13 protein-coding genes, 2 pseudogenes and 1 riboswitch are annotated in these 12,142 nt (G+C 51.1%); of the genes and pseudogenes, 10 read left to right on the top strand and 5 right to left on the bottom strand.

Annotated features, from left to right (window positions below):
* Positions 1 to 2 precede the first annotated feature (2 nt).
* Together OQV04_RS25230 and OQV04_RS20795 are read left to right on the top strand one after the other, a co-directional pair.
* The gene (locus tag OQV04_RS25230; protein ID WP_003032489.1) at positions 3 to 59 is read left to right on the top strand and encodes an IS1 family transposase; all 57 of its coding nucleotides are present in this window, start codon (positions 3 to 5) and stop codon (positions 57 to 59) included.
* An 11-nt stretch (positions 60 to 70) separates the two neighbouring features.
* Positions 71 to 223 (top strand): annotated as a pseudogene (locus OQV04_RS20795) (fimbrial protein); the annotation flags it as partial.
* Positions 224 to 304: 81 nt separating this feature from the next.
* On the opposite strand, the gene rcnB reads toward OQV04_RS20795, so the two are convergent.
* Positions 305 to 643: a Ni(II)/Co(II) efflux transporter accessory subunit RcnB gene (rcnB, locus tag OQV04_RS20800; RefSeq protein WP_000153067.1), complete on the bottom strand. Its 339-nt coding sequence runs from the start codon at positions 641 to 643 to the stop codon at positions 305 to 307.
* Positions 644 to 861: 218 nt separating this feature from the next.
* A complete protein-coding gene (rcnA, locus tag OQV04_RS20805) occupies positions 862 to 1,686 on the bottom strand; it encodes a nickel/cobalt efflux protein RcnA (RefSeq protein ID WP_032281195.1) in 825 nt (274 codons plus the stop codon).
* Positions 1,687 to 1,806: 120 nt separating this feature from the next.
* On the opposite strand from rcnA, the gene rcnR reads away from it, so the two are divergent.
* The 5 genes from rcnR (at position 1,807) to OQV04_RS20830 (ending at position 5,568) form a co-directional block, all read left to right on the top strand.
* Positions 1,807 to 2,079, top strand: a complete 273-nt coding sequence (gene rcnR / locus OQV04_RS20810) for a Ni(II)/Co(II)-binding transcriptional repressor RcnR (RefSeq protein ID WP_000019944.1) — start codon at positions 1,807 to 1,809, stop codon at positions 2,077 to 2,079.
* Positions 2,080 to 2,170: 91 nt separating this feature from the next.
* Positions 2,171 to 2,267: riboswitch (TPP riboswitch) on the top strand.
* A 34-nt stretch (positions 2,268 to 2,301) separates the two neighbouring features.
* Positions 2,302 to 3,090 carry a hydroxyethylthiazole kinase gene (thiM, locus tag OQV04_RS20815; protein ID WP_001195564.1) on the top strand — a complete coding sequence of 263 codons (789 nt, stop codon included), beginning with the start codon at positions 2,302 to 2,304 and terminating at the stop codon, positions 3,088 to 3,090.
* Positions 3,087 to 3,887 carry a bifunctional hydroxymethylpyrimidine kinase/phosphomethylpyrimidine kinase gene (gene thiD, locus OQV04_RS20820; RefSeq protein WP_000822274.1) on the top strand — a complete coding sequence of 267 codons (801 nt, stop codon included), beginning with the start codon at positions 3,087 to 3,089 and terminating at the stop codon, positions 3,885 to 3,887. Before thiM ends, thiD begins: the two co-directional genes overlap by 4 nt.
* Positions 3,888 to 3,951: 64 nt before the next feature.
* Complete coding sequence (locus OQV04_RS20825; protein WP_001307284.1) at positions 3,952 to 4,770, top strand: glycoside hydrolase family 25 protein; 819 nt, start codon at positions 3,952 to 3,954, stop codon at positions 4,768 to 4,770.
* Positions 4,771 to 4,821: 51 nt separating this feature from the next.
* A complete protein-coding gene (locus OQV04_RS20830) occupies positions 4,822 to 5,568 on the top strand; it encodes a GntR family transcriptional regulator (protein ID WP_032281193.1) in 747 nt (248 codons plus the stop codon).
* Here OQV04_RS20830 and OQV04_RS20835 read toward each other — a convergent pair.
* Genes OQV04_RS20835 through OQV04_RS20845 form a run of 3 tightly spaced genes read right to left on the bottom strand, consistent with a single transcriptional unit; the run spans position 5,542 to position 8,782 of the window.
* On the bottom strand, positions 5,542 to 6,507 hold the full coding sequence (locus OQV04_RS20835) for a carbohydrate kinase family protein (protein ID WP_000011997.1): 966 nt from the start codon (positions 6,505 to 6,507) through the stop codon (positions 5,542 to 5,544). The two genes, OQV04_RS20830 and OQV04_RS20835, sit on opposite strands and share 27 nt — an antisense overlap.
* Positions 6,504 to 7,508, bottom strand: a complete 1,005-nt coding sequence (locus OQV04_RS20840; RefSeq protein WP_000846245.1) for an ADP-ribosylglycohydrolase family protein — start codon at positions 7,506 to 7,508, stop codon at positions 6,504 to 6,506. Before OQV04_RS20840 ends, OQV04_RS20835 begins: the two co-directional genes overlap by 4 nt.
* On the bottom strand, positions 7,505 to 8,782 hold the full coding sequence (locus tag OQV04_RS20845) for a nucleoside permease (RefSeq protein WP_000858484.1): 1,278 nt from the start codon (positions 8,780 to 8,782) through the stop codon (positions 7,505 to 7,507). Before OQV04_RS20845 ends, OQV04_RS20840 begins: the two co-directional genes overlap by 4 nt.
* Before the next feature lie 256 nt (positions 8,783 to 9,038).
* Here OQV04_RS20845 and fbaB point away from each other — a divergent pair, with 256 nt between their 5' ends.
* The 3 genes and pseudogenes from fbaB to gatZ all read left to right on the top strand — a co-directional run.
* Positions 9,039 to 10,091: a class I fructose-bisphosphate aldolase gene (gene fbaB / locus OQV04_RS20850; RefSeq protein WP_000129551.1), complete on the top strand. Its 1,053-nt coding sequence runs from the start codon at positions 9,039 to 9,041 to the stop codon at positions 10,089 to 10,091.
* A gap of 228 nt (positions 10,092 to 10,319) precedes the next feature.
* On the top strand, positions 10,320 to 11,174 hold the full coding sequence (gene gatY / locus OQV04_RS20855) for a tagatose-bisphosphate aldolase subunit GatY (RefSeq protein ID WP_000289788.1): 855 nt from the start codon (positions 10,320 to 10,322) through the stop codon (positions 11,172 to 11,174).
* Between the two features lie 28 nt (positions 11,175 to 11,202).
* Positions 11,203 to 12,066, top strand: a pseudogene (gatZ, locus tag OQV04_RS20860) (tagatose-bisphosphate aldolase subunit GatZ); the annotation flags it as partial.
* Between the last annotated feature and the right edge of the window lie 76 nt (positions 12,067 to 12,142).

Here is a 12,142-nt window from a genome sequence, read left to right on the forward strand (position 1 = left end):
CGGTGGAGCTGCATGACAAAGTCATCGGGCATTATCTGAACATAAAACACTATCAATAAGTTGGAGTCATTACCCAAATTTAAAAGAAATTGCGGCAAAGTCAAAACTTACAGATACAACGGTTTCAATTCCGATAACAGCCAGTTACTACGTCTACGATACAAATAAAATTAAATCTGGCGCACTGGAGGCAACCGCATTAATCAACGTGAAATACGACTAATAACAAGCAAGACGAGCAAGTGGCTAATAATAAAAAATAACAAGGTGTCTGCATTTCCCCCTCATGATGAGGGGGCTTTTTTTAGCGATGATAAAAAATCTCACCGTCGTAGGCTTTAATGATTTTACCGTCGGTGTCGCTGATCAACACGTACGCGCCACCCATATAGGTCCAGTGCGTCCCGGCATCAGGCGCGGGCAGGTTACGTAACTGCCACTGCTTAATGTTGTACTCATCGGTGCGGTACATCTCTGGGACGGTATCGCCTGGTTTGAAATGCTTAAAGTCAGCAATGAAACTGCTTAACTCATACTTAGAAATTCCCGAGGTATTGGTCGAACCCGCGGTGGCTGGTGCGGCCCAGGCGGCACTGGTAACCAGCAAAAGCGCACCCAGCAACATCTTATTTTTAATGGTCATAAACTCTCCACTTTGGGGATCTGTAATATCAGTCGCATATCTTTCCTGCCATACAATATAACTGACAAGCGATATTTTGTTAGTGATCCCATGATTTCGTAAAAAGTGTAAATGAAAGGATGCCCTAAAAGCATCCTTAGCGAGCAGAGAGTCAGCGGAAATAGCTGATTTAAGAATCATCCTGGGCTGAAGATAACATGCAAGCCTAAAGGATTGAGTTATCGCATTATGCCCATGAAGCCATGTACGCCCATATACACACCGACTAAGCCAATCAACAGACTGGAAAAATAGGGGGCGCGTTTAGCGAGAGTGTTAAATCCGCTCCAGCGTTTTGCGACCTGCTGAACGCTGATTGCTGCGCCAACGCCTACGGTGACAGGCGTTAACGCCAGGCCAATGCTGAAACTGACGACCAGTGTTGCGCCCAGTGTCAGGGCTTTCAACTGAATGCATATCAACAGCACGGTAATTGCTGCCGGGCAGGGGATAAGGCCACCGGTTAAGCCAAATAACAAAATTTGCCAGTTGGTGACCTCTCTACCATCAAAGCGTCGTTTAATGTCATTGGCATGGGCTCGTGCATGGGCATCCTGATACTCGCCATGTTCGTGATGGTGATGATGTCCATGGTCGTGGTGATGTTCGTGATCGTGATGATGATGCTCATAATCATGCCCGTGCATATTCTCCAGCCAGTTGCGTTCGCCGCGCCAGGTACGCCAGAACATCCAGAACGCGGTGCTAATAATGATCACTGCGGAAATCAGCTGGAGCCACGGTTCTGCTGATTGAGCAGTAAAGCGCTTGCTGATCACCATCCCGCCAAAGGCAATTAACCAGACCACTGCGGTATGCGAAATAGTTGCTGCCAGTCCGAGCATCACCGCTTGTTTAATGGTGCCTTTGATGGCGATGATAAACGCCGCCATCATCGTTTTTGAGTGCCCTGGTTCCAGGCCATGAAGCGCACCAAGTAAGATGGCGCTGGGGATGAAGAACCAGGCGTTTCCTTGCTGAAGAAGAGTTGTAAATTCGGTCATGATAATAATTCTTAGTATTAATTCGGCAATCTGATTCTACTCCCCCCCAGTACCTGATACTACCCCCCAGTAGATTAATAGTGCTATGATTTTTCATATTCTTGTTAACCAGGTGTTGCCATGTCTCATACAATCCGTGATAAACAGAAACTGAAAGCGCGTGCCAGTAAGATTCAGGGCCAGGTCGTGGCGCTCAAGAAAATGCTCGACGAGCCGCACGAATGCGCTGCAGTTTTACAACAGATTGCTGCTATCCGTGGCGCGGTAAACGGTCTGATGCGGGAAGTGATTAAAGGTCATCTGACGGAACACATCGTTCACCAGGGGGATGAGCTAAAACGTGAAGAAGATCTGGATGTCGTTCTGAAGGTGCTGGATTCATATATCAAATAATTTATTAACGCGATTGTAAAACTGCCGTTTTTCCTCGTTTACAACGCGTGCGCTGGACATTACCATCCTCCTCTGCGATTTATCATCGCAACCAAACGACTCGGGGTGCCCTTCTGCGTGAAGGCTGAGAAATACCCGTATCACCTGATCTGGATAATGCCAGCGTAGGGAAGTCACGGACCACCAGGTCATTGCTTCTTCACGTTATGGCAGGAGCAAACTATGCAAGTCGACCTGCTGGGTTCAGCGCAATCTGCGCACGCGTTACACCTTTTTCACCAACATTCCCCTCTTGTGCACTGCATGACCAATGATGTGGTGCAAACCTTTACCGCCAATACCTTGCTGGCGCTCGGTGCATCGCCAGCGATGGTTATCGAAACCGAAGAGGCCAGTCAGTTTGCGGCTATCGCCAGTGCCTTGTTGATTAACGTTGGCACACTGACGCAGCCACGCGCTCAGGCGATGCGTGCTGCCGTTGAGCAAGCAAAAAGCTCTCAAACACCCTGGACGCTTGATCCAGTAGCGGTTGGTGCGCTCGATTATCGCCGCCATTTTTGTCATGAACTTTTATCTTTTAAACCGGCAGCGATACGTGGTAATGCTTCGGAAATCATGGCATTAGCTGGCATTGCTAATGGTGGACGGGGAGTGGATACCACTGACGCCGCAGCTAACGCGATACCCGCTGCACAAACACTGGCACGGGAAACTGGCGCAATCGTCGTGGTCACTGGCGAGATGGATTATGTTACCGATGGACATCGTATCATTGGTATTCACGGTGGCGATCCGTTAATGACCAAAGTGGTAGGAACTGGCTGTGCATTATCGGCGGTTGTCGCTGCCTGCTGTGCGTTACCAGGCGATACGCTGGAAAATGTCGCATCTGCCTGTCACTGGATGAAACAAGCCGGAGAACGCGCAGTCGCCAGAAGCGAGGGGCCAGGCAGTTTTGTTCCACATTTCCTTGATGCGCTCTGGCAATTGACGCAGGAGGTGCAGGCATGAAACGAATTAACGCTCTGACGATTGCCGGTACTGATCCGAGTGGTGGTGCGGGGATTCAGGCCGATCTTAAAACCTTCTCGGCACTTGGCGCTTATGGTTGCTCAGTTATTACTGCACTGGTGGCGCAAAATACCCGTGGCGTACAGTCAGTGTATCGCATTGAGCCTGATTTTGTCGCCGCCCAGCTCGATTCGGTGTTCAGCGATGTGCGAATCGACACCACTAAAATCGGTATGTTGGCGGAAACCGATATTGTTGAAGCGGTGGCAGAACGGTTGCAACGTTATCAGATCCAAAACGTGGTACTCGACACCGTTATGCTGGCAAAAAGCGGCGACCCGCTGCTTTCACCTTCGGCGGTTGCTACGCTGCGCAGTCGATTATTGCCACAGGTTTCATTAATAACGCCAAACTTGCCCGAAGCTGCCGCCTTGCTCGACGCGCCACACGCGCGCACCGAACAGGAAATGCTGGAACAAGGGCGATCGCTGTTGGCGATGGGCTGTGGCGCAGTGCTAATGAAAGGTGGTCATCTGGATGATGAGCAAAGCCCGGACTGGCTGTTTACCCGCGAGGGTGAACAACGGTTTACCGCACCGCGCATTATGACCAAAAACACCCACGGCACTGGTTGTACGCTCTCTGCGGCGTTGGCTGCACTACGCCCGCGCCATACAAACTGGGCTGACACCGTACAGGAGGCAAAAAGCTGGCTTTCATCAGCATTAGCCCAGGCCGACACGCTGGAAGTTGGTCACGGTATTGGTCCGGTTCACCACTTCCACGCCTGGTGGTGAGCACCGTACTATAGCTGCTTTGGTTATTGTCAGCCTTTGGCACTGACATTCAGGGATGAAACCAATGCAGCTAAGAATTACCAGTCGAAAAAAACTCACCTCTCTATTATGCGCTCTTGGGCTAATTTCCATCGTTGCAATTTATCCGCGTCAGACGGTGAATTTTTTCTATTCGACAGCAGTTCAGATTACAGACTACATCCATTTCTACGGTTATCGCCCGGTTAAATCTTTCGCTATTCGCATTCCTGCCAGTTACACCATTCACGGAATAGATGTTTCTCGCTGGCAGGAGCGGATCGACTGGCAGCGGGTGGCAAAAATGCGCGACAACGGTATCCGCTTACAGTTTGCTTTTATTAAGGCGACGGAAGGCGAAAAGCTGGTGGACCCGTATTTTTCGCGTAACTGGCAACTAAGCCGCGAAAATGGCCTGCTGCGCGGGGCGTATCATTATTTTTCCCCGTCGGTAGCAGCACCGGTTCAGGCGCGATTATTTCTGCAAACGGTAGATTTCTCACAAGGCGATTTCCCTGCCGTGCTGGACGTAGAAGAACGGGGAAAATTATCGGCAAAAGAATTACGCAAGCGGGTAAGTCAGTGGCTAAAAATGGTAGAAAAACGCACGGGAAAAAAGCCGATTATTTACTCAGGAGCCGTTTTTTATCACACGAATCTGGCGGGCTATTTTAATGAATATCCGTGGTGGGTGGCTCACTATTATCAACGTCGTCCGGACAATGACGGAATGGCCTGGCGCTTCTGGCAGCATTCCGACCGTGGACAGGTAGATGGCATCAATGGTCCGGTGGATTTTAATGTGTTTAATGGCACGGTGGAGGAGTTGCAGGGATTCGTTGATGGGATTAAAGAAACGCCTTAAATAAGAAGCAGTGATATACTCCCACCAGACTCCCTGGCAGGAAAAAGACAAATGGAAGAAGCGCATACCCAGCTGATTGCCCAACTGAACGAACGTATTTTAGCGGCGGATAACACGCCGCTTTATATTAAGTTTGCCGAAACGGTAAAAAATGCCGTGCGCAGCGGGGTGCTGGAGCATGGCAATATTTTGCCCGGTGAGCGTGATTTAAGTCAGTTAACCGGCGTTTCGCGCATTACGGTGCGCAAGGCGATGCAGGCGCTGGAAGAAGAGGGCGTGGTGACGCGTTCGCGCGGTTACGGCACGCAGATCAACAACATCTTCGAATACTCGTTGAAAGAAGCGCGAGGTTTTTCTCAGCAGGTGGTATTGCGCGGGAAAAAGCCCGATACGCTATGGGTTAACAAGCGTGTCGTGAAATGTCCCGAAGAAGTCGCGCAGCAGCTGGCGGTCGAAGCAGGAAGTGATGTCTTTTTGCTTAAGCGTATTCGCTATGTCGATGAAGAAGCGGTATCGATTGAGGAATCGTGGGTTCCGGCGCATTTAATTCATGATGTTGATGCCATCGGGATTTCACTTTATGACTATTTCCGCAGCCAGCACATTTACCCACAACGTACGCGTTCCCGCGTTAGCGCCCGGATGCCGGATGCCGAGTTTCAGTCACATATTCAGTTAGATAGCAAAATACCGGTGCTGGTGATCAAGCAAGTGGCGCTTGACCAACAGCAACGGCCTATTGAGTACAGCATTAGCCACTGTCGCAGCGATCTATACGTTTTTGTGTGCGAGGAGTAGTTCCTCGCGCGTTGGCGCACAATCACCGCCCCGATGCCCGACAACCCACGACGCCACTGCATTGCCCAGTAATACGGCATCCGCCAGTGGCAGACCAGAGGCCAGCCCGGCAAGTACGCCACCTGCATGACTGTCGCCCGCCCCAATGGTGTCGACAACTTGCGTTGGAAATGCCGGAATGCAGCCAGAAGCATCGTTGCTGAAATACCATGCACCCTCTTTATCGAGACGAACGATCAACGGCGCGGCAAATTTCTCCTGCCATTGCTTGCCAAGTGTTGTTATCTCTGCGGATAAAGCAAAACGTTCGGCGGCAATCTCAGCCTCTTGACGATTGAGCGACACTAAAGGGCGACAGGCCATGATCCGCGCCAGTAATGCATCCGGGATATCGCCAATACGTGGGCCAAAATCGATAAACGGCGTCACGTCTTGCAGCTCTTCCAGCCATTCCACTAACAATTCGCCGCAGGGCGAGGCCAGTTGATAACCGGAAAAATAGAGCAGGCTGCCAGGCGCAACGGTTAATCGCGCCAGCCACTGGCGATTCCACTGATTTTCCACACCGCTGAATGACATAAAAGTACGTTCGCCATCCGGCTCAACCAGCGCCAGACACCAGCCGTTATCGCCTTCGGCGTTATCGATCAGGCTGATTAACCCCTCTTTCGCCATCCGGTTGCGAATAATCTCCGCCCATACCCCCTGACCGAGCGGCAAGGCATTACCCGCTTCGATGCCGAGGCGCTTTAACGCCACGGCAATATTCAGTGCGCAGCCGCCAACGTTAACGCTCTGCTGTTTCAGTTCGATATCGCACCCACGCCAGGGGAGGGCATAAGCGTCGGCGATCACGTCAATGACCGCCGCGCCGACGACCATCACCGACTGACGCGTGGTTAATTCAGGCAGCAGCGTGTGTAATCGAGCGCCGCTCATACCGCCTCCCGTTGTTGACGATATTTCGCCAGCGCTGTGGCATAGCGGTTGAAATCAAGCTGATTTACCGCATCCAGCTCCGCCTTTAACGCAGGATCGATAGCGTTAATGCCATGCAACGCGCCGCAGATTGCCGTCGCCATAGCACCGATGGTGTCTGTATCGCCGCCAAGGTTAGCGCAGAGGACGGCGCAACGGTTCGGGTCGGTTTGTGCCAGTTCAACCAGCGCAATGGCGCACGGAACGGACTCAATAGTGCTGGTACCTGCGCCAACGACCTGGTAAAGCTGTTCGCTGGCGGATTCGGTGCCGTCGGCATTGCGCACAATTTTCAGCGCAATCTCCAGCCGCGCCGCCAGTGAGGCGCTGAACGTGGTGGTGCGTTTTTGCTGGGCATGTCGCGCAATTGAAGGCAGTGAATCAACAATCGCTGACCAGCTTTCTCCGTCAATAGCACGAGAAATCGCCCATGCGATGACTACCGCACCTGCAACTGCCAGATCGGATTTATGGGTCGGGCTCGACGCCAGCGCCACATCATCAATAAAGGAATCAACATCGCGCGCCGGAAGCAAACAACCTAATGGCGAGACGCGCATCGCTGCGCCGTTGGTTACGCCGTTGTTTTCCAGTTCAGCAACGGGTTTACCGTCGCGAATGGCGTTAAGCGCAATCTTCGAGGTCGGACCTAGCACGTTTTTGTTGAAGGCGTCGAAACGCAGCGCCCAGTCGAGGATATTACGCCCAATCAGATCCGGATCGATCTTGCCTTTACGTTCCAGCAACGCATCCGCCAGACACAGCGCCATCGAGGTATCGTCGGTGAATTCGGCGCGGTTAAAATAACAGGCCGCGTTATTCTCCTTTGGTCCAGGCAGAAAACGGTCAATCCAGCCAAAGTGTGCTTTAACGCGGCTGCGTGGCCAAAGCTCGGAGGGCATCCCCATCGCATCCCCTAACGCCTGCCCATAAAGAGCACCGAGAATACGTTCTGTTTTCATTTAACTTCCCCTTGTGTCAACGCAATATCGCGATCATCGACCTTGATAGCCGTAATTTCGTTGTCGGATTCGCGGAAAAAAATCATGAACAGCACGGCGATAATGGCAATCATCACCGCGCCAAAAGTCCACATCCCGGACCAGTTGAAAGTCAGTCCGTTTACCGGTTCCTGATAAGCGAACATCTTTTCCATCATCACACCGCCAAGACGATAGCCGAGCAAACTGCCGAAGCCCTGGCAGCAGAGCGTGATCAGCCCCTGCGCGGCGGTACGCATATGCACGGGGGCTTTTTTATCGACATAGATGTAAGCGGTAACGTAGTAAAAATCGTAACTTACGCCGTGAAGCAAAATACCGAGGAACAGTAACGCGTAGGTGAAATATTCATCCGCACTACCGTAAATAAAGAAGCCATAGCGGATCGCAGCGGTGACCAGACCAAGCAATAATACCTTTTTGATACCAAAGCGTTTAGTGAAAAACGGTAATGCCAGCATAAAGAATATTTCAGAGAACTGGCCGAGCGTCATCCAGCCGGTGGCATTTTTCATGCCGACTTCGGTCAGATAACCGTTGGCAAAGATGTAATAGAACGCCAGTGGCATCGCAAACAGGAATGAACAGAAGAAAAAGACGAGGAAGTTTTTATCGCGCAGTAGGATCAGCGCATCCAGGCCGAGCATGACTTTAATATCCATTTTGCCGGTGCTTTTTGGTGGCGTGTCGGGCAGGAAAAACGCAAACACACCGAGCAGAGCAGAACTTCCGGCGGTAATCAGCAGCGGGATGTTAGTCGGTGAGATATCGGCATACCCCAGTATTTGCGGCAAGAAACCACATGCCAGACCGGAGGCAATCCAGCCGATAGTGCCCATCACACGAATGCGCGGGAAATCACGCTCCACATCCGGCACGTTGGCAAAAGCGATGCTGTTAGTCAGCGCAATGGTCGGCATATAGGTTAGAGAGTAAGCCAGCAGTAACGGAAAGAACCCGGCAAAAGTGGTCTGTTGCGCAGCGAAATACATCAGCAGCGCGCCTGCGAACATCAATACCGCCAGCACTTTTTGCGCCGAGAAAAAGCGGTCAGTGATGGAGCCAACCAGAATTGGCGACAGGATCGCCGCAATGGCGGTACAGGCATACGACCAGCCAATTTCTCCGGCACTAAAACCGCTTTTACTTAACCACAACCACAATGGCACAAACCACGCGCCCCAGATAAACCATTCAACAAACATCATGAACGACAGCTTTGCTGTTGTTTTCATCTTTTAATTCCTTCATGACAGGTAATGTAAGGTACGCGATGACAATACTACTTAATAATACCTTTTAAATACCTTTACGGTGAAAACTTGACCGCGCTAACATTTTTTCTGATGAATCGAGCCAACAGAAAACGCTGAAAAAACATCCAAAAGATGGAAAAACTCGCCCGTAACGACCAGGATTATGATTGCCCGCAAAAGGCGGGCCAGGACAATCCATAGCCGATATCCAATCGGAATTTACGGGAGCATAGTAATGACAGATATTGCGCAGTTGCTTGGCAAAGACGCCGACAACCTTTTACAGCACCGTTGTATGACAATTCCTTCTGACCAGCTTTATCTCCCCGGACATGACTACGTAGACCGCGTAATGATTGACAATAATCGCCCGCCAGCGGTGTTACGTAATATGCAGACGTTGTACAACACCGGGCGTCTGGCTGGCACAGGATATCTTTCTATTCTGCCGGTTGACCAGGGCGTTGAGCACTCTGCCGGAGCTTCATTTGCTGCTAACCCGCTCTACTTTGACCCGAAAAACATTGTTGAACTGGCGATCGAAGCGGGCTGTAACTGTGTGGCATCAACTTACGGCGTGTTGGCGTCGGTATCGCGGCGCTATGCGCATCGCATTCCATTTCTCGTCAAACTTAATCACAACGAGACGCTAAGTTACCCGAATACCTACGATCAAACGCTGTATGCCAGCGTGGAGCAGGCTTTCAACATGGGCGCGGTGGCGGTTGGTGCGACTATCTATTTTGGCTCGGAAGAGTCACGTCGCCAGATTGAAGAAATTTCTGCGGCTTTTGAACGTGCGCACGAGCTGGGCATGGTGACCGTGCTGTGGGCCTATTTGCGTAACTCCGCCTTTAAGAAAGATGGCGTTGATTACCATGTTTCCGCCGACCTGACCGGTCAGGCAAACCATCTGGCGGCAACCATAGGTGCAGATATCGTCAAACAAAAAATGGCGGAAAATAACGGCGGCTATAAAGCGATTAATTACGGTTACACCGACGATCGTGTTTACAGCAAATTGACCAGCGAAAACCCGATTGATCTGGTGCGTTATCAGTTAGCTAACTGCTATATGGGCCGGGCTGGGTTGATAAACTCCGGCGGTGCTGCGGGCGGTGAAACTGACCTCAGCGATGCAGTGCGTACTGCGGTTATCAACAAACGCGCTGGCGGAATGGGGCTGATTCTTGGACGTAAGGCGTTCAAGAAATCGATGGCTGACGGCGTGAAACTGATTAACGCCGTGCAGGACGTTTATCTCGATAGCAAAATTACTATCGCCTGATACGCCTTATACGAACAACACCACCCCGTAGGACGGATAAGGCGTTTACGCTGCATCCGGCATAAAAACACGCGCACTTTGCTACGGCTTCCCTATCGGGAGGCCGTTTTTTTGCCTTTCACTCCTCGAACAATTTTCATATTGTCGTTTTGTGATCGTTATCTCGACATTTAAAAACAAATAATTTCATTATATTTTGAAATCGAAGACAAACGACAGGATATGAAAATGTACGTGGTATCGACAAAGCAGATGCTGAACAACGCACAGCGCGGCGGTTATGCGGTTCCGGCATTCAATATTCACAATCTCGAAACGATGCAAGTGGTGGTAGAAACCGCTGCCAACCTGCATGCGCCGGTCATCATCGCCGGAACGCCTGGCACATTTACTCATGCTGGTACAGAAAATCTGTTGGCGCTGGTCAGCGCGATGGCGAAGCAATATCACCATCCACTGGCAATTCATCTCGACCATCACACGAAATTTGACGATATCGCTCAGAAGGTTCGTTCTGGCGTGCGCTCAGTCATGATTGACGCCTCGCATTTGCCTTTTGCGCAAAATATTTCACGGGTCAAAGAGGTGGTGGATTTTTGCCATCGCTTTGACGTCAGCGTCGAAGCGGAGCTGGGGCAACTTGGCGGCCAGGAAGATGATGTGCAAGTCAATGAAGCCGATGCTTTTTATACCAACCCCGCTCAGGCGCGTGAATTTGCCGAGGCAACCGGAATTGATTCCCTGGCGGTCGCCATCGGCACGGCTCATGGGATGTATGCCAGCGCACCGGCGCTTGATTTTTCTCGACTGGAGAACATTCGCCAGTGGGTGAACTTACCGCTGGTGCTGCATGGCGCGTCAGGGTTATCGACTAAGGATATTCAGCAAACCATCAAACTGGGGATATGCAAAATCAACGTTGCAACGGAGCTGAAAAATGCCTTCTCGCAGGCGTTAAAAAATTACCTGACCGAGCACCCTGAAGCGACCGATCCCCGGGATTATTTGCAGTCGGCTAAATCCGCAATGCGCGATGTGGTGAGCAAAGTGATTGCCGATTGTGGCTGCGAGGGCAGGGCATAACGCCCCTGCCATTTAACAAGGAAAAAACATGAAAACGTTAATTGCCCGGCATAAAGCTGGTGAACATATCGGCATATGTTCAGTCTGTTCTGCCCATCCGTTGGTTATCGAAGCGGCGCTGGCATTTGATCGCAACAGCACGCGCAAAGTGCTGATTGAAGCAACGTCAAACCAGGTCAATCAATTTGGCGGTTATACCGGAATGACACCGGCAGACTTTCGCGAATTTGTTTTTACGATTGCCGATAAAGTTGGGTTTGCACGCGAACGCATTATTCTCGGCGGCGATCATCTGGGGCCAAACTGCTGGCAGCAAGAAAATGCGGATGCGGCGATGGAAAAATCCGTCGAGCTGGTAAAGGAATATGTTCGTGCCGGCTTCAGTAAAATTCATCTTGATGCGTCAATGTCCTGCGCGGGGGATCCCATACCGTTAGCACCAGAAACAGTTGCGGAACGAGCTGCTGTGCTTTGCTTTGCTGCGGAAAGTGTGGCGACAGATTGCCAGCGTGAGCAACTGAGCTATGTCATTGGCACCGAAGTTCCGGTTCCGGGCGGTGAGGCCAGCGCCATTCAGTCAGTACACATCACCCATGTTGAAGATGCCGCCAATACTTTACGTACGCATCAAAAGGCCTTTATTGCCCGTGGGCTGACAGAGGCGTTAACACGCGTGATTGCCATCGTGGTGCAGCCGGGCGTGGAATTTGATCACAGCAATATTATCCATTATCAGTCGCAGGAAGCGCAGCCGCTGGCGCAATGGATAGAAAACACCCGAATGGTTTATGAAGCACATTCTACCGATTACCAGACCCGGACGGCTTATTGGGAATTAGTCCGCGATCACTTTGCAATATTGAAAGTCGGTCCCGCATTAACCTTTGCTTTAGGAAGGTGCGAACAAGTTCCTGATATGAGATCATCATATTCATCCGGAGCGCATCCCAGAGGGACATCATGAGCCA

Source organism: Escherichia sp. Lx600-2, from assembly GCF_036662595.1.
Lineage (GTDB): Bacteria > Pseudomonadota > Gammaproteobacteria > Enterobacterales > Enterobacteriaceae > Escherichia > Escherichia coli.